The sequence below is a fragment of the Staphylococcus sp. FSL W8-0056 genome (assembly GCF_037963075.1).
GTDB classification, from domain to species: Bacteria; Bacillota; Bacilli; order Staphylococcales; family Staphylococcaceae; genus Staphylococcus; species Staphylococcus aureus.
Window position 1 is genome coordinate 1,572,022 of the sequence record NZ_CP150142.1, and the last position, 17,208, is coordinate 1,589,229.

General features: G+C 29.4%; 15 protein-coding genes, 8 tRNA genes and 2 pseudogenes. 5 read left to right on the forward strand and 20 right to left on the reverse strand.

Features of this window, described 5'->3' with window-relative positions; genetic code table 11:
- Positions 1 to 936, reverse strand: a complete 936-nt coding sequence (gene lukE, locus NSS86_RS07745; protein ID WP_000473596.1) for a bi-component leukocidin LukED subunit E — start codon at positions 934 to 936, stop codon at positions 1 to 3.
- Positions 937 to 1,735: 799 nt separating this feature from the next.
- Here lukE and NSS86_RS07750 point away from each other — a divergent pair.
- The 5 genes and pseudogenes from NSS86_RS07750 to NSS86_RS07770 all read left to right on the forward strand — a co-directional run bounded on the left by NSS86_RS07750 (position 1,736) and on the right by NSS86_RS07770 (position 5,527).
- Positions 1,736 to 2,263 (forward strand): annotated as a pseudogene (locus NSS86_RS07750) (hypothetical protein).
- Between the two features lie 36 nt (positions 2,264 to 2,299).
- Positions 2,300 to 3,088, forward strand: a complete 789-nt coding sequence (locus NSS86_RS07755) for a DUF1829 domain-containing protein (RefSeq protein ID WP_000206344.1) — start codon at positions 2,300 to 2,302, stop codon at positions 3,086 to 3,088.
- 833 nt (positions 3,089 to 3,921) lie between these two features.
- Positions 3,922 to 4,416 carry a hypothetical protein gene (locus NSS86_RS07760; RefSeq protein ID WP_001253432.1) on the forward strand — a complete coding sequence of 165 codons (495 nt, stop codon included), beginning with the start codon at positions 3,922 to 3,924 and terminating at the stop codon, positions 4,414 to 4,416.
- A 77-nt stretch (positions 4,417 to 4,493) separates the two neighbouring features.
- The gene (locus tag NSS86_RS07765; RefSeq protein ID WP_000617704.1) at positions 4,494 to 4,730 is read left to right on the forward strand and encodes a hypothetical protein; all 237 of its coding nucleotides are present in this window, start codon (positions 4,494 to 4,496) and stop codon (positions 4,728 to 4,730) included.
- Between the two features lie 20 nt (positions 4,731 to 4,750).
- Positions 4,751 to 5,527, forward strand: coding sequence for a DUF1828 domain-containing protein (locus NSS86_RS07770; protein WP_000848318.1), 777 nt, complete (start codon positions 4,751 to 4,753; stop codon positions 5,525 to 5,527).
- Between the two features lie 551 nt (positions 5,528 to 6,078).
- Here the strand turns inward: NSS86_RS07770 and seg are convergent.
- The 19 genes and pseudogenes from seg to NSS86_RS07865 form a co-directional block, all read right to left on the reverse strand.
- On the reverse strand, positions 6,079 to 6,855 hold the full coding sequence (gene seg / locus NSS86_RS07775) for a staphylococcal enterotoxin type G (RefSeq protein WP_000736712.1): 777 nt from the start codon (positions 6,853 to 6,855) through the stop codon (positions 6,079 to 6,081).
- A 282-nt stretch (positions 6,856 to 7,137) separates the two neighbouring features.
- Positions 7,138 to 7,893 carry a staphylococcal enterotoxin type N gene (gene sen / locus NSS86_RS07780; protein WP_001236362.1) on the reverse strand — a complete coding sequence of 252 codons (756 nt, stop codon included), beginning with the start codon at positions 7,891 to 7,893 and terminating at the stop codon, positions 7,138 to 7,140.
- A 38-nt stretch (positions 7,894 to 7,931) separates the two neighbouring features.
- Positions 7,932 to 8,703 (reverse strand): annotated as a pseudogene (seu, locus tag NSS86_RS07785) (staphylococcal enterotoxin type U).
- 153 nt (positions 8,704 to 8,856) lie between these two features.
- Positions 8,857 to 9,585: a staphylococcal enterotoxin type I gene (gene sei / locus NSS86_RS07790; protein WP_000713847.1), complete on the reverse strand. Its 729-nt coding sequence runs from the start codon at positions 9,583 to 9,585 to the stop codon at positions 8,857 to 8,859.
- 34 nt (positions 9,586 to 9,619) lie between these two features.
- Complete coding sequence (sem, locus tag NSS86_RS07795) at positions 9,620 to 10,339, reverse strand: staphylococcal enterotoxin type M (RefSeq protein ID WP_000821660.1); 720 nt, start codon at positions 10,337 to 10,339, stop codon at positions 9,620 to 9,622.
- A 280-nt stretch (positions 10,340 to 10,619) separates the two neighbouring features.
- Positions 10,620 to 11,402, reverse strand: a complete 783-nt coding sequence (seo, locus tag NSS86_RS07800) for a staphylococcal enterotoxin type O (protein WP_010922839.1) — start codon at positions 11,400 to 11,402, stop codon at positions 10,620 to 10,622.
- Positions 11,403 to 11,615: 213 nt separating this feature from the next.
- Positions 11,616 to 11,704 (reverse strand) — tRNA-Ser (locus NSS86_RS07805).
- 54 nt (positions 11,705 to 11,758) lie between these two features.
- Positions 11,759 to 11,830 (reverse strand) — tRNA-Glu (locus NSS86_RS07810).
- Position 11,831: 1 nt separating this feature from the next.
- A tRNA-Asn gene (locus tag NSS86_RS07815) sits at positions 11,832 to 11,906 on the reverse strand.
- Positions 11,907 to 11,923: 17 nt separating this feature from the next.
- Positions 11,924 to 11,997 (reverse strand) — tRNA-Gly (locus NSS86_RS07820).
- Positions 11,998 to 12,012: 15 nt separating this feature from the next.
- Positions 12,013 to 12,088 (reverse strand) — tRNA-His (locus NSS86_RS07825).
- A 13-nt stretch (positions 12,089 to 12,101) separates the two neighbouring features.
- Positions 12,102 to 12,174 (reverse strand) — tRNA-Phe (locus NSS86_RS07830).
- 16 nt (positions 12,175 to 12,190) lie between these two features.
- Positions 12,191 to 12,266: transfer RNA gene (locus tag NSS86_RS07835), tRNA-Asp, on the reverse strand.
- 21 nt (positions 12,267 to 12,287) lie between these two features.
- Positions 12,288 to 12,361, reverse strand: a tRNA-Met gene (locus tag NSS86_RS07840).
- A 400-nt stretch (positions 12,362 to 12,761) separates the two neighbouring features.
- Positions 12,762 to 13,316, reverse strand: a complete 555-nt coding sequence (locus tag NSS86_RS07845; RefSeq protein WP_000132890.1) for an alpha/beta hydrolase — start codon at positions 13,314 to 13,316, stop codon at positions 12,762 to 12,764.
- Positions 13,317 to 13,638: 322 nt separating this feature from the next.
- A complete protein-coding gene (hemY, locus tag NSS86_RS07850) occupies positions 13,639 to 15,039 on the reverse strand; it encodes a protoporphyrinogen oxidase (RefSeq protein ID WP_000167542.1) in 1,401 nt (466 codons plus the stop codon).
- A gap of 23 nt (positions 15,040 to 15,062) precedes the next feature.
- Entirely contained in the window at positions 15,063 to 15,986 is a 924-nt protein-coding gene (gene hemH, locus NSS86_RS07855; RefSeq protein ID WP_000162881.1) for a ferrochelatase, read from the reverse strand.
- Positions 15,987 to 16,043: 57 nt separating this feature from the next.
- A complete protein-coding gene (gene hemE, locus NSS86_RS07860) occupies positions 16,044 to 17,081 on the reverse strand; it encodes a uroporphyrinogen decarboxylase (protein ID WP_000233526.1) in 1,038 nt (345 codons plus the stop codon).
- Positions 17,071 to 17,181, reverse strand: coding sequence for a hypothetical protein (locus tag NSS86_RS07865; RefSeq protein ID WP_001790154.1), 111 nt, complete (start codon positions 17,179 to 17,181; stop codon positions 17,071 to 17,073). Before NSS86_RS07865 ends, hemE begins: the two co-directional genes overlap by 11 nt.
- Positions 17,182 to 17,208 lie beyond the last annotated feature (27 nt).

The window sequence follows — 17,208 nt, forward strand, 5'->3', positions numbered from 1 at the left end:
TTAATTATGTCCTTTCACTTTAATTTCGTGTGTTTTCCAATTAACTTCATATCTAACTACAAAGTTTCTATTTACAAATGCATTATGCTTTCTTTCTGCGTAAATACCAGTTCTAGGGAATAAAGTCGCATATGTAATATCTAAGTTTCTACCATATGAAATTTCAAATTCACTCGTATCACTTGAACCTTTTTCATGTGATAGTGTAGTGATAAATGATGGATTAAAGCCACTTTGAACTAAAGGTGGCAATTGATTATCAGGAGCAAAATATTCTCTTGCTGAACCTGTTGGACCATTTGGACTTTGTACGAATAAATATCTATCATGCGCAGATTTTTTACCATCAGGCGTAACAAATTCGTTTGCTTTAACACCCCATTTAACTGATTTTGAGTTTTGCTTGTCTACTTCACTGACATAACTCTTTTGGGTATAACTAATTGTTTTAGAATAATTAAATGAGCCATTGCCACCTATAGATGGTGCTGACTGGAAATTACCTCCAATGTTATATCCTAATGTTTGACCAACATCAGTAGTTTCTATTTTGTTTTTAGGAAGGTAATTGATTAAGCTAACATTTGGATCTTTAGTCGTCAGTCCTATATTATATTGGAATGGCCAAATCATTCGTTTAGTCAATTCATATCCACTACCCTTCACATCTGAAAATGAAGTTCTGGAATTAATAAAACCTTGCATTTTAACAATTAAAGCATCTTTGTTATATTTTTTATCTTTTACAAAGTCGAATTGAACATTTTGAGTAACGCCCCATTTCTTACTACTTACATCCTCCGTACGTTTGATTACTTCAGCACCATCACCAATATTCTCTATATTAGTATTAGCTCTAGATTCTTGAATCGGAGATGCTAAAGGCGCAATCAGTCCTACTGACAAAGTTGCAGCTAACATTTTTTTCTTAAACATAAGTTTCACTTTCTTTCTATATAAATTTTTAATACAAATTTATTCTAGATTATTTCACTTATTTATAAAATTAACTGTTCATTAAAAAAATAAAATGCTATAAAATATTAAAAATGATACAATTTATTCATTTATGATGCTGAAAACCGGTCATTTTGGCGCAACCTTCATTACATTTAAATAGTTCCCTTTATACTCGAACAATATGATAAAATTGCCGATGCTCAACTTTTTCGCTATAAAAATCAAAACGAACTTTAATCAAATCTTAAAAAATAATGTTTGTATTATCAAAAATAATCTATAATTGAATTTAAAATTAACTGATTATTAACTATTGTCCGTTAAACGGAGAGGATTACTTCGTATACTGTTATAACTGAAATCTTCTATATATCATTTCGTAATATCGCTAGCTTCATCTAAAAAATTTAATGCTATGATTTAGCCGAATTAAAAACATATATATATTTACTATGAACTAAAATTTCACTTTAAAAATAAAAAACCATGATTTCGAAGTCTTCATAAACTGAAGCTTCTACTCTCATGGCAATTTATACTATGATATTCAATTATAATGCCTAGTCTCATAGTAAACGGCTACTACATTCGCATGTACTTCGTTTTACTGTCCACGCATGGTCGTTGACTTATTTATATTATAATATAAATATTTTATTTTTCAATACTTAATTTTAAAAATCCCCTATGAAAATGTTGATGAACTACATCTTTAAATCTTATTATACATTGTATAAAATTATATTGCGAGGTACTAAATTGATGATATACACTTTTGGTTGTGTATGCATCTCACCTATCTTTTTTTGCTTTTTTCAAATAAGAAAGTATTAAAAATTAATGCCTATACAACGTTAAAGGAGGAACAGACATGGCTAAACTTGATTTAAATAGTCTTGACGATGAGCACGTAAAATTATTAATAAATGAATTAAAATATCCAGAAACTCATATCGATGTAAATGAATAAAAAACAATAGTTGCTAGTCGAATAAATGAAAGGCAAGAAATAATAAGTTTTAAGTTAGGAATAAAGTACTTCTTAACAATAAAAAGGGATAACATAGAAAAAGATAGGTTTTCAATTTCAATCATTTTCAAAGATACCTATCACACCCTAGTTAGAATAGATATTAACGGTGGTACTCACGATAATCCAGATGGAACAATCGCTCCGAAAAGTCATATTCACATATATAATGATAAGTGTGATAAAAAGGATAGGTTTGCTTATGAAATTAACTTGAAAGATTTCCCCGACATCTATAACTTGTATAATGTGTATATGTCGTTTTTAGAGTAAAAAAATATAAAAGACCTTGAATAAAGGAGGGATAATATGACTACGTTTGATGCTAAAAAATTAAAAAAAGAATATCTTGATTGGTATAATCAGATTTTAGAGTTTTCTAATTTATCAAACAATTCAGTAAAAATAGATACCCCTTTTAAAGATAATTCTTTAGATAATTTAAAAATATACGCTTTATACGATCAGTCCAGAGACATGATTACACTGACTGATGACGGCTATACTATATTTGGTTTAGAAAATAACGGTGTTTCTATAAATAAATTTAAAAAACGTAAAAAGATTTTTGAAGAGCACCTTTCAGCTTACGGTATTAAATATAACGATAAAACTCACGAAATTTTTGTTCAAACTAACTTTAAAAATTTTAATAAATCGAAACATAATTTATTACAGTGCCTTATATTTGTTAATGATATGTACTTACTTTCTAATCCTAAGTCACAGAACATATTTACAGAAGATGTTGCAAACAAATTGGATGAACATAACATTTATTACGGAAGAGATATACCTATTATAGGAAGCAGTGGTGTTGTTCATAATTTCGACTTTTTTATTAGCGCTAAGAAAAATCAAAAAGAAAAATTTATCAATGTTATTTCTAACCCTAATAATTCTATGATTATTAAGTCGAAAATAACGGATGCTATGCAAGCAAAAAAAATAAAAAGACACAGGCAAAATGAGTTTATTTTTATTTTAAATGACTCAAAAAAAGAAATAAATGAACATAATAAAAATCTTCTTCATGAAAACTATATTAGTACAATAGATTATAGCGAATTAGATGAAAAGATAGGTTTATTGATTTAATATTTATAGACGTGATAATATCAATGTTTATATTAAATGAAACGAATTTGAAAATTTCGAAACAGCTTAAGATAGCAAATTGAATAGTCTTATAGATAATGCAGAATCGTCTACACATAGTTAAACAAATTATTTGAGAATAATTATTGTTAAACTATGTGGATAGGCGATTTTATTTTGACAAGAGTCAGAAGAACATATATTAAGGATTTCAAATTACAAATGGCTAAACTTTATGAAAATGGTATGACTAGAATCGAAATTATACGCGAATACGATTTAACACTCTCAATCTTCTCGAACTGAATAAATACTGGGTCATTCAATCATTAAGACAACTTAATAAGTGATGATATATGTTCATACCATTTTGCAAATATAACCAGATACTCTCAACAAAATGTAGAGTTCAAAATTAAAAATGTCAACATTATAGTAAACTAACATAGTCCCCTGTTCATATTCTTCAATCTTTAAATCTTATCGAACAAATAAAAGCAGATAATTTTTTAATTTGAACGTTTTATTTTAGAACAAAAAAGAGCAAGGTTAACGAGTCAGAAAATCTTTTTCTTGATACGTATATGACACTTGCTCTTTTAAGAATCTGAATATTTCACGCTATTTCCATTAAATTAGCGGAGAATGAATGATATCTTTATACTAATAAATTTAACTTTTTAACGTATAAAATTAATGCATTGTACTAAAGTTTCAATTATTTTATAATTGTATGAATGAATCGTATACACTTAGGTAGTCAAATCTAAGAATTTAGATATTGTTTAATTTTAAAACTATCGATTCACATATAAATAAAAGGAGATAACAGCATGAGGAGATTACTCAGTCTATTACTAGCTAGTACAATGATTTTAGTCGCATGTGGGAATGCTAACAATGAAAATAAGAAAAAGGAAGACGAAAAAAAATCAGAAGTAAAAAAAGAAGCTACGAAAAATAATGATAAACCAAAGAACGAAAAGAAGAATCAAGATATAAATAAAAACAATAATGAGCAAGTTCAAAATGTCAATAATAAACAACCAGTCTTAAATAATAATAGTAATCATAACAATCAACAACAAAGCAATAAAAATAATTACACAGTTATAGAAAACGGGAATACAGTTACAGAAATTTATAATGGACAATCACACACAACTACAAATAACCCTATTAGAGAAGAATATGTAGAGGGAGAAACAGACCCGATATATAAAAGAGAGTATAAGCATTTTTATACACCTGAAGAAGCTCAAAGAGCACAAGAAAATAGCGACCAAATTTTAAGAGAAATGGGTCTCGAACCAGAAAGATATGAATAAAATCAAACTAAATAATTTCGGGTAGCCCCCCTACCCTTATTATTTTTTTGCTAAGAAGTAATAATTATATTTCTAATATGATTAGGTTCGATGTTAATGGTAGTGATCATGCAAATCCACCAAATAATGAAAGAATACCTACGCCACATATACACATATATACTGAAGAATATAATAATGGTGGTATTGCGATCCCATTAAAAGATATTGAAGATTTAGAATTAACAGATGAAATTATAGAATCATTAGACTTCTTTATGAAGTATACTAATATAAAACACGATAATGTTATAAAAGAACCAAGATTACTGTAAAAGAAATGGAGGGATACTTAGTGAAGACTATCGAAGAAAGAATGAACGAATATTTCAACTGGTTAAAGCAAAATTATATCTTCAAAGAATTAGATAGTTCTACAGAAATTACTACTCCCTTTAAGAACCATTTGAATGATTTTATTAGAATATATGCTGATACACTACCTAATAATGAAATTTGTCTATCAGATGACGGATTGACGATTAATGAATTAGAAATGTTGGGTATTGATATAAACACAAAAACGAGAACTAAACTTATACAGAATATTTTAAATCAATTTAATTTAAAATTAGTTGATAAAGAAATTACAGCGGATGTTAAAAATGAGAGTTTTGCTCAGTCTAAACATAATTTAATTCAAGGCATATTGAAAATTTATGACCTTACTTTAACTACTAAATCTAACGTTACAAACATATTCTATGAAGAAGTATTTGAATTCTTATATGACCAAAAAATAAGAGGTTTAGCACAAGTTTCTGTTTCTGGAGAATCAGGTTTAAAATATTCTATTGATTATATTGTTTCTGAAACAAAATCACAACCAGAAAAACTAGTTAACTTTACAAACAACTTAGATTTCAACAAAATAACTAATGAAGCTTATATTTACCGTGATATCAAACCAAACAGACCATCCAGAAACAAATTAGAACCTATCATGTTGATAATTGTAAATGATGTAGATCATCCGATAAATGAAAGAGCACAAACTGTAGCAGAACATGAAAACCTTGAGATATTAAAATGGTCTAATAAATCAAAAATCATTGAAACTTTAACCTCATAAATTAGCAGTAGTCCCTTATTTATATTCTTTAATTTCCAAACCATATCGTGCAAATAGAAAAGCAGATAACTTTTTTATTTGCACGTTTTATTTTAGAACAAGAAAGAACAAGGTCAACGAGTCAGAAAAACTTTTTCTTGATACGTATTTGACACTTGCTCTTTTAAGAAAACTAACAATTCATTGTATTTCCGTTAAATTAACGGAGAATTCGGATTACCTAGATAGATTTACCTCTAGAGTGTTAAAAAATTGTACATTCTTAAACAATCATAAATGTACGTTATTAAATTATCATTTCCACTGGAGAATCATGTCGACTAAAAGATTATAAAAGTAAAAATACATTTAAAAGCACGTCATTTTCAAACCGCCATAAAACAGCATTTTTAAACCGCTATTGACATAAAATATATTTAGAATAAATCATTTAGAAAAAATAAATAATTTAACCGGCAATAAACTAACTATTTACATGAATCTATAAAACACTTAGAACAAAAGTTCGAAAAACGCACTTTATGATTGTATAGTGATATCAAATATACTTATCAGTGAGTATTAAGAAATACTTCCATTTTAATACTCTTAGAATCAACAACTTTATTATCTCCGTAAATATTTAAAAACTTATATGGAACAAAAGGTACTAGTTCTTTTTTAGGAAATAAGTCAAACCAAAAACTTGTATTGTTCTTTTCAGTAAATTTTATATATCCAGATTCAAATGCAGAACCATCAAACTCGTATAGCTTTTTTTCTTTAGTGAGCCAGTGTCTTGCTTTGTAATCTAGTTCCTGAATAGTAACCATATTCTTATTTGTAGTTATTGTAAATCCAAGTGATTGTCTATTGTCGATTGTTACCTGTACAGTAATTAATTTATCTCTTTCATTTTCTGAACTATTAAATGTAAGACCACCATACATACAACAACCTCCAAAATTTTGGTTTATATCCGGTTCAGATTTAGGTATTATACATGTATAAAAATATGGAACGCCAAAAATGTCTACTTTTTTATCTTTATAATTGTTAGCTAATTCTGTATTTTCTAATTCAGTTTTAACCTCATTATAACTCTTATACTCAATTGGAAAAATTAAATCATGAGATAAAAACTGTCTAGAATTAATAACTCCTCTTCCTTCAACAGGTGGAGACGTATAAAGATTCATTACATTACCCATAGTTCCCTTATTATTTTTATAATCACTTACTTTATTTAGTTCGTCTAATTTAGGATCGGGTTGAGCATTCACATAATTCATATTATGAAAAACTATTTCTAGAATCAAAATAATAATTACAGTAGATAATTTCTTCATAAAACCTCCTCTAACTTATTCAGTCTATTTGACAATGAACCTTATTATAAATTCACGCTTATAGATAGTTCAGGTTGTAGTGTGTCGATAGCATTGTTTTAAAACTAAAAATTCACTAGCAGAATAAATTAAAATTCTATTTATCATTATTACTAATTACAACAAATAATTTTGAATCCGTATTCAAGATAATATATAAATTTCAAATTTTACTACAATTCAAATCATTTTCCTCTCATAAAATGGTTTAATTTCATGATTCAGTTGATAATCATCAATCACTTAATCTTTATATAAAAATACATCAATATGATAATTAGATGAGCTAACTGTTCTATTATCACTATAAAATTGAAAAAACTCTGCTCCCACTGAACCTTTTACGTTATATAAATCATAATAAAATGATTGATCTTGATGATTATGAGAATGAAAGAAAATGCATCCTTTTTGTATGTTACCGGTATCTTTATTGTATATTTTATATAAATTTTCTAATTTAAATCGAACTTTAGTGTCTAATTCTTGTACTGTTACTTTAGCCTTTTTGGTTTTTATAACAAAACCTTCTTGTTGGACACCATCTTTAAATACATTAACGCCTATAACTTTCTCTTCATCTAATTGATTTCCATCATGTATCGTAACTCCTCCGTATAAGCATGATGTTTTTTCTTCAGTTAAGCCTACACATTTATTTCCAAAATACAGTCCATAAATATCTATATTTTTTCCTTTAAATTGATTTGCTAAATCTGATGAGTTAAACTCAACTTTCAAACTAGAAGTTTTAAGTACGGATATATCAATATTTTTTAATATTATAGTATTATTCAGTAGTTGATCTGTACTAATTTTATTTGACTCGTCTAATTGCCACGTTATATCAGTATAATAGCTTGTTAAATTAAATAACTTACTACTATCTAGATCAGATTTTTTCTTTAAATCTTTTTTGTCTACTTCAGCATTAACATAATTATTATTAATAAGACATAATAAAGTTATTATAATTGCAGCTATGTAGAACAATCTCATAAGCTTTTTAATATTTTTTATAATATTCTCTCCCTCAATTATTTTTTGGTTAAATGAACTTCTACATTAATAGATTTACTCTCAACTGTTTTATTATCATTATAAATTAGTAAATATTTAGTCGGATAAAATTTTTTACCAGATTCAGGCATCAAATCATACCAAAAAGAATGACCACTTCCTTCGATAAACTTTATATAGCCAGTCTCATAAGGCGAACTGTTAAATTCATATAAATTTTTATGCTTAAGTAAATAGTTTCTAACTTTATAATCTATTTCTTGTGCTGTTATGTTTTTCTTATTAGTAGGTATATCAAAAGATAATGAATTTCTCTCGTTTTCATAAACTTTAATTAAGATATTATGAGAGTTATCAGTTGAATTATTTTTATCTATTTGATTTCCATCATGCTCGGTCACACCGCCATACATACACGTTTTTTTCAATTAATCTACCATCATTTAATTCCATATTATCCAATGAAAAATAGCATTGATTATAATAGTTTGTCCCAAACAAATCTACGTTTTTATTTTTATATTTATCCGAAAGGCTTTTATTATTAAATTCTGTTTTTAAAATTTTAGAACCATTTATTTTAAATAATAAATCATGTTGTAAAAACTTTTCTTGGGATTTAATGTTTGTTTCTGATACGTGTTTATCATCATACAAATACCTCATATTATCCATTAGACCAGTGAATTCACTCGCTTTATTCAATTGTTCTGGTTTAGGATTGCCATTTAACATAAATAGTAAGCTGCAAGACTTAACACATATGAAGATAAAGGCAAATAACTTCATTACAACAACTCCATATTTTAATTTTTTATAAATTTGATGTATTACAGGGAATATTTAACGTACACATTAGCCCTAGAGACTTTAAAATTTAAATAGTTAATACATATATTAATTTCGTATAAATTCGCATTTTAGTGTTAAAACTAATTATCATTAGTTACTATCTACATATGATATTTCGACATCAAGATGAAATTTTTCAGATTCTATTATTTTATTATCTTCATAAATTTTCAAAAAACTTACAGGCAGTCCATCTCCTGTATAAAACAAATCATATGAAAATGATTTTTCATTATTTAAATGAAATAAAACTTTCCCATTATTAAAACCTGAATAAAATTTAGATTTATATCCATATTCTTTGCCTTTACCAGTGTTATTATGACCATATATATTGTATTCTTCTTGAAGATATCTTCTTAATTTAACATCAATTTCTTGAGCTGTTACTAGTTTTTTATTAGTTGCTATTTTGTCAGTAGAAATTGTTTTATGTTTGCCATTAACCCAAAGATTAATAGGGATTTTTCTAGCAGAATTTAAGTATTGTCCTGATAAAGTGGCCCCTCCATACATGTATTTAGATTTACAAGGACCATTATAATCAATGCCAAAAATATCCAGTTTCTTTCCTTTAAATTTACTTATTTCGTCCCAATTATTAGATTCTGAGATCAAATCATTGGTACCTGTTGAAAATTCGAGTTGATTTGCAATAGGTAGGTTTTTATCTGTGACGCCTTTTAAATCTATATAATCATGTTTTGTATAGAAATTTCTTAAGTTACCTACACCAATATCACCTTGAGCATACGTAAGATCTTTAATGTTAAAAAGTAATATAAAAACTAATATAAAACTATATTTAAATTTTTTCATGGCATTTCCTTTACTAAGTTATGATTGAAATACTTCAACTTTCGTCCTTATAAGATATTTCTACATCTAAATGGAATTTTTCAGTTTCGACAGTTTTGTTGTCATTATATATTTTTAAGAAACTTTCAGCTTGTCCTGTTCCAGTATCAAATAAGTCATAAGAAAATGATGAACCATCATTCAAATGAAATAATATTTTTCCTGCATTAAATCCAGAACTAAATTTTGACTTATTACCATAATTTCTTACTTTATTTGTATCATTAAAGCCATAAATATTATATTCTTCTTGTAGATATCTTCTTAATTTAGTATCAATTTCTTGAGCTGTTACTAACTTTTTATTAGTTGATACTTTGTCAGTAGATATAGTTTGATGTTCTCCATTAACCCAAAGATTAATAGGAATACGTCTAGATTTCTCTAAATAATCACCTGCTAATGTAACTCCACCGTATATATATTTGTTTTTCAAACAATATCCACTATAACTTAGACCATATACATCTACAGCATGATTTTTGAATTTCTTTACATCATCAACGTTCTTAAATTCAGCTGTTACTGTCGAATTATCCATAGAAAAAACTAATTGATGCGAAAGATGATTATTTTCAGGATTAATACTTTGGTGGTCTTCAATTGGATAGCTACCATAATAGTTCCTAAGATTCAAAACTCCGACATCAGCGGTTGCGATATGATTTTGCGAATAGCAAAACAATAAAACAACAATGATAAGTATTCTTTTCATATTTTATTTCTCCTATATTTAAACTTCTCTATCTTTATTATCTTTTATTGTAAAAATAACCAATTCTTCTTAAATCATCATGATTCTATCCCACTTATATATTATTACTCGTTAATCTGGTTTTGTTATCTATACTAAAATAGAAAGCTTTTTATAGTAATAAAGTTAGATTTGAATCACTATTCGTTCTTCATCATTTACTAAGCTACTTTGTAAAAATATGTTAATATCTATAGTTCTTTATAGGATTGTAAGTTGATATCCATCAACTTTCAGATTGTTATGTAAATAAATAAACATCAATATGATAGTCTGATGAATCTATTGTTTTATTATCATTATAAATTTGCAAATATTGATCTGGTAAATTTCCTTTAATATAAAATAAATCATAATAAAATGATTCTTTATGCTCCGAATGAGAATGAAATTTAATATAACCTTTTTGTACATCACTAGTCATTCTGTCATACAATTTATATGCATTATTTAATTTTGTTCTTACTTTAATATCAAGTTCTTGTGCAGTAACTTTCTTTTTATCTGTAGTAACGATAAATGTATTAACATTTACATTATCCTTATACACAGCTACTCCTATATTTTTAGGCTCGCTTAATTTATTATTTTCATGAGGTGTTACCCCACCATATGTACAGGCAGTATCCACTTGATGCTCACCATGACAATGTGCTTTATAGTAAACACCATAAATATCAACAGTCTTTCCTAGAAATTCTTTAGAAATCGCTGATGAGCTAAATTCCACTTTTAAATCTTTAAATTCAGCAGATATTCCATCTAACCAATTAATACTTTTAAATAATAAATCGAAGTCTAAGAATTTTTCTGTAGTTGATACAATTGATTTTACTGTCGTAAATCGATTATTTATATAATCATCATTAATATTATGTAAAGCAATAGGGTCTACACTTGACTTCTTACACAAACTCTCTATTTTAGGATCTTCTTCATTTGCATATGCATTGTTTACACTACATATTGCAATTAAATTTAAAATTAATAATAATACATTTAACATTACTTTACTATTTTTAATAATATCCCTCCTTCACAAAATTTTTTTCTTAATAAACTGAAAAATTCTGTTTTTAATCTTTAAATATTCACTAATATTATTAGATTACGATTTTAAACTTAACAATCCTACTTACTATTGAACAAACAAATTTTAAATTAAGTGACTCAGATAATAGACAAAAAACCTTAAAAATAGCGCTTAAAATGGGTAAAACCATTTTAAGCGCTATAACGGAGAGTGAGGGATTCGAACCCTCGAGACGCTTGTGGCGCCTACACACTTTCCAGGCGTGCTCCTTCGGCCAACTCGGACAACTCTCCTCAATAATAAATATGTAATAAAAAAACAGAAGCGATATTTCACTTCTGTTTGTATGACTCCTACGGGACTCGAACCCGTGTTACCGCCGTGAAAGGGCGGTGTCTTAACCGCTTGACCAAGGAGCCATGGCTCCACAGGTAGGACTCGAACCTACGACCGATCGGTTAACAGCCGATAGCTCTACCACTGAGCTACTGTGGAATAATAATAGAAAATAATGGAGCGGGTGATGGGAATCGAACCCACAACATCAGCTTGGAAGGCTGAGGTTTTGCCATTAAACTACACCCGCTAATGTAAACGATTATGGGGCGGCTGAAGGGGATCGAACCCTCGAATGTCGGAACCACAATCCGATGTGTTAACCACTTCACCACAACCGCCATGAATTAAGAATGGTTCAGGACAGAGTCGAACTGCCGACACATGGAGCTTCAATCCATTGCTCTACCAACTGAGCTACTGAACCGTAATGGTAATAATAATGGCGGTCTCGACGGGAATCGAACCCGCGATCTCCTGCGTGACAGGCAGGCGTGTTAACCGCTACACTACGAGACCTATTAAATTAAAAACTATGTATTGCGGGAGGCGGATTTGAACCACCGACCTTCGGGTTATGAGCCCGACGAGCTACCGAACTGCTCCATCCCGCGCTAATATTATTTTGAATTACCTAATTAATATACCATATTTAAAAACCTAAAGTCAAGAACTTTTTTAATTTAATTTAAATATTATTTCTTAAATAATTACTTAAATATCGTAGCAACATGTTCTCTGTTGAACACAAATATTAGTATATTCATTTTTGTAGTGTACGTCAACGACATTTTGAAAGTTTTTTGTGTAAAAAAACGCTTCTTCTTCCCTTTTATAATATAAGTGTCTAATAGTTGTCATAATTACTCATGAACTATTGAAAAAGATGTAGGAATCATAAATTTTATAATGCCTACACCTCTAAACTATTAAAATATAATTATAATCTTTTTCACTAAAGTGCTATGCTTCGTACTGACACACATAACACAATACATAGCAACCAAACATTACCTATCGTGTCATGTAATCTTGCATCCGATCTTGCAACGCTGTAAATGTTTCGAAGCCATCCTCTTCTAAGAAGTGCCCTCCATCTTCCACGATTCGCAAGTTCCCCTCTAATGCATTCATTAAACGCTGGGTTTCTTTATATGAAACGTATTTGTCATTTTTAGAACTCAATCCGTAAAAATTGTCAACTTTCTTTTTAATATTATCGTAATCAATGGTTACATTACTTAAATCAATATCTAAATCTATATTTTCTGCATCTTCTTTAAAGCCCGCTATACTAAAAAAGCCTTCAATCGGCTGATCAATCATTTCAATATATTTTAAAGCTGTGATTGAACCTAAACCATGTGTTACAAAATATGTATCCTTTTTGCGTACATTAATTTGTTTCGTCATAGCTTCAATCCACTGATCCACTGTCTTCGCTTCAGGGGATTCAAAATTAAATAATGTTACGTCATATCCTTCTAAAGTTAAGTTATGCTCCAACCACTGATACCAATGATTTCTACTATTTCCATGCATAGAATGTACAATAATTACATCTGTCATCTCATTCTCTCCTTTCAACTTACTACTTCTTTTCTATTTTTAAAAAAATGACTGATTACCTATAATTGTAAAATAAAAACACCTTAATTAGAAATGTTATATCGCAAAGTGACATTTCTAATTAAAGTGTATTGTCATCATTTCAATATCATTCAAAAACAGCTAAACCTTTGTCTCTGCTTCAATTTCACAAAAATAATTCCCGCTGAAAGTATCTATATTTACACATTACTTCCACCATTATATAACTTAAAAATGACTATATTTCATCAAACATTATCTAAAGGCGTCGCACCTACACCAACACCATCCAACAATTAACTTACAACTCTGCGATTACTTCTTCAGCAGCAACTTTACCTTGTGTAATACAATCAGGTAGTCCAACCGCTTCAAAAGATGCACCAGTTACTCTAAGTCGTGGATATGTTTGTTTAATATGTGCTTGAATCTGTCTAATTTGTTGAATATGACCGACATGGTACTGTGGCATACTTTTCGGCAAACGATTGACAATTGTAAATTCAGGATCACCTTTAAATGTCATCATTTGACTTAAATCTCTACGTACAATCGATACTAATTCATTATCTGTATGATCATCAACCACAGTATCACCTGGTTTACCTACATACGCACGAATCAAAACCTTACCTTCTGGTGTAGTAAATGGCCATTTTTTCGATGTCCAAGTACATGCGGTAATGTCTGTATCACTCGTTCTCGCAATCACGAAGCCAGTACCATCATAAGTATTTTCAATGTCTTTTTCATCAAATGCCAATACAACAGTTGCAACAGTCGTACTATCCATCGTTTTAAAGTAATCAAATGCTGGATCTTGTCCGAACCAATTCAAAAAGACTTGATGCGGTGTTGTCACTAATACCCCATCGAATACATCTTCTTGTTGATTACTGTAAACAATTTTATATTGCTTTTGAGATGTAATAATATCATCCACTGACGTATTGTAGCGTATTGTCACACCTTTATTTTTCACATCTTGTTCTAATGCTTCAATAAATGAGCTTAAACCATGCTTAAATTGTTTGAATTGTCCTTTTGGTGCGCCAGGATATAATTGTCTTTGTTTCAGACGCTTATTTTTCTCATCCTTCATACCTTTTATCAGACTTCCGAATGCCTCTTCTTTTTCTTTAAAATTAGGAAACGTACTCATCAAACTTAATTTATCAATATCGGTACCATAAATACCACCCATTAAAGGCTCAATTAAGTTCTCAAGTACCTCATTACCTAATCTTGCTCTGAAAAATGCACCAACAGAAATGTCACCATCTTGCATTTGTATAGGCTTTTTGATTAAATCTAATCCTGCTCTTAATTTACCAAGTGGCGATATTAATTTTGTAGTAACAAATGGTTTAATATCTGTTGGAATACCCATAATTGAACCACCTGGAATCGGATATAATTTATTTTTCGCAAAAATATATGATTGTCCAGTCGTATTTGTAACAATATCTTGTTCTAATCCAATATCTTTCGCTAATTCTGTCATAATCGTTTTTCTACCTAAATAAGATTCAGGCCCTAGTTCAATCATATAACCATCTTTACGATACGATTGAATCTTTCCCCCCGGACGATTCGATGCTTCAAAGATGGTTACATCAATATTAGGATCTTGCTGTTTTAAAAAATATGCACTTGATAAACCTGTTATCCCCGCTCCTATAATAGCCACTGATTTAGTCACAACGTTTCACGCTTCTTTCGTCATTAAAATATAGACTTGATTTCATCAACAATTGCACCGATAAATAATGGATGTGTATTCGGCATTTTTGGACGATAATAATTCGCACCAATATCATCGCAAACAACTTTACATTCATAATCATTGTCATAAAGCACCTCTAAATGCTCACATACAAAACCTACTGGCGTATATATAAAGTTTTTATACTGATGTTTTTCATATAAATCACGTGTTAAATCTTGTACATCTGGCCCTAACCAAGGTGTACCTGTATTACCTTCAGATTGCCAACCAATCGCGATATGTTCAATATTAGATTGTTCTTTAATTAAAAGCGCAGTATGTTCTAGTTCTTGTGGATATGGATCATTATTCTTTTCGATTAAACCTTTTGGCAAACTATGTGCCGAAACAACTAATACCGTGTCTTTATGTTCCTCTTCCGGTATTTGAGCTAATGTTTCGTTGACTTTATTCGTCCAATATTCAATAAATTTAGGTTGTTCATAATAATGTTTCACATGTGTAAGTTGAATACCATATTTTGCAGCTTCTTCATCAGCACGTTTGTCATATGATCCTACTGAAAATGAAGAATAATGTGGTGCTAGTACTACCGTGATTGCTTCAGTAATACCATCATTGTGCATTTGTTCAACCGCATCTTCGATAAATGGTGAAATGTGTTTTAATCCTAAGTATAGTTTAAATTCAACATCTGCATATGCTTTATTTAATGCTGAAACTAGTGCATCAGCTTGGTCATCTGTTGTACCTGCTAATGGTGATAAACCACCTATAAATTCATATCTATCTTTCAAATCTTGAAGTTCTTCTTCAGATGGACGTTTACCATGTCTAATATCTGTATAATATGGCTCTATGTCACTTTCTTTATAAGGTGTGCCATAAGCCATAACTAATAACCCCATTTTTTTAGTCATTGATAATACCTTCCTTTAAATGAATTATCTTTCATGTGCTTCAATGTAATACTATGATTATCTTTGTGTATATGTGTGTACGAATTCGCTTACTTTACGTAACGTCTCTGGTTGCACTTCTGGGAAAACACCGTGTCCTAAATTAAAGATGTGTTTACCGTTCTCCATACCTTGATCTAATATTGGTTTCAATCTCTCTTCAATGACATTCCATGGTGCTAATAAAATTGATGGATCTAAATTCCCTTGTAATGTTTTAGTAACGCCTAATTGTTGAGCCTGATTAATAGACGTTCTCCAATCTAGGCCTAATACATCAATCGGTAAATCATTCCATTCATTGATTAAATGACTGGCACCTACACCGAATAAAATTACCGGCACATCATGTTTTTCTTTAACCTCACTGATTAATCGAATCATATGTGGTTTAATGTAACGTCTGTAATCCTCGACATTTAATGCACCTACCCATGAATCGAAAATTTGAATCAATTCGGCACCTGCTTCGACTTGAGCTGTTACATATTTAACAGATACATCAACTAAATGATTCATTAAAGCAAACCATGTTGCTTCATCTCTATACATCATCGCTTTTGTAAAATTGTAATTTTTCGATGGTCCGCCTTCAATCATATATGACGCTAATGTAAATGGTGCCCCAGTAAATCCTATTAGCGGCACATTTAACTTTTCTTCTGTTAAAAGTTTAATTGTATCTAATACATATGGTACATCTCGTTCGGGGTCTATTTGAGAAAGTTTCTCAACATCTTGAATTGTTTTGATAGGATTATGAATCACTGGACCAATACCCGATTTAATTTCTACATCGACACCAATTGGCTTTAATGGTGTCATAATATCTTTGTATAAAATTGCTGCATCTGTATGATAATTATCAACTGGTAAATGTGTTACATAAGCGCACAACTCCGGCTGATGTGTAATATCGAATAGTGAATATTTTTCTTTCAATTTTCGATATTCTGGTTGCGAACGGCCAGCTTGTCGCATAAACCAAACAGGTGTATGTGATGTTTCTTCACCTTTGATCATTTTTAAAATTGTATTGTTTTTATTATGCACCATAAAGGCCTCCTAAATTAAAATCATTCTTATCTATATTATCATATCGCTCATTCGTTCGTATTTTCAATAAATAAATGTCATAAAACTGACATTTAATCATAGAACTATTTATTGTAAATTTAAATTC

What these genes read in the sequence shown, in the direction of transcription:
- lukE (WP_000473596.1), bottom strand. Translation starts at nt 936, where the DNA reads ATGTTTAAGAAAAAAATGTTAGCTGCAACTTTGTCAGTAGGACTGATT.
- NSS86_RS07755 (WP_000206344.1), top strand. Translation starts at nt 2,300, where the DNA reads ATGACTACGTTTGATGCTAAAAAATTAAAAAAAGAATATCTTGATTGG.
- NSS86_RS07760 (WP_001253432.1), top strand. Translation starts at nt 3,922, where the DNA reads ATGAGGAGATTACTCAGTCTATTACTAGCTAGTACAATGATTTTAGTC.
- NSS86_RS07765 (WP_000617704.1), top strand. Translation starts at nt 4,494, where the DNA reads ATGATTAGGTTCGATGTTAATGGTAGTGATCATGCAAATCCACCAAAT.
- seg (WP_000736712.1), bottom strand. Translation starts at nt 6,855, where the DNA reads ATGAAGAAATTATCTACTGTAATTATTATTTTGATTCTAGAAATAGTT.
- sen (WP_001236362.1), bottom strand. Translation starts at nt 7,893, where the DNA reads ATGAGATTGTTCTACATAGCTGCAATTATAATAACTTTATTATGTCTT.
- sei (WP_000713847.1), bottom strand. Translation starts at nt 9,585, where the DNA reads ATGAAAAAATTTAAATATAGTTTTATATTAGTTTTTATATTACTTTTT.
- sem (WP_000821660.1), bottom strand. Translation starts at nt 10,339, where the DNA reads ATGAAAAGAATACTTATCATTGTTGTTTTATTGTTTTGCTATTCGCAA.
- NSS86_RS07845 (WP_000132890.1), bottom strand. Translation starts at nt 13,316, where the DNA reads ATGACAGATGTAATTATTGTACATTCTATGCATGGAAATAGTAGAAAT.
- hemH (WP_000162881.1), bottom strand. Translation starts at nt 15,986, where the DNA reads ATGACTAAAAAAATGGGGTTATTAGTTATGGCTTATGGCACACCTTAT.
- hemE (WP_000233526.1), bottom strand. Translation starts at nt 17,081, where the DNA reads ATGGTGCATAATAAAAACAATACAATTTTAAAAATGATCAAAGGTGAA.
- NSS86_RS07865 (WP_001790154.1), bottom strand. Translation starts at nt 17,181, where the DNA reads ATGATTAAATGTCAGTTTTATGACATTTATTTATTGAAAATACGAACG.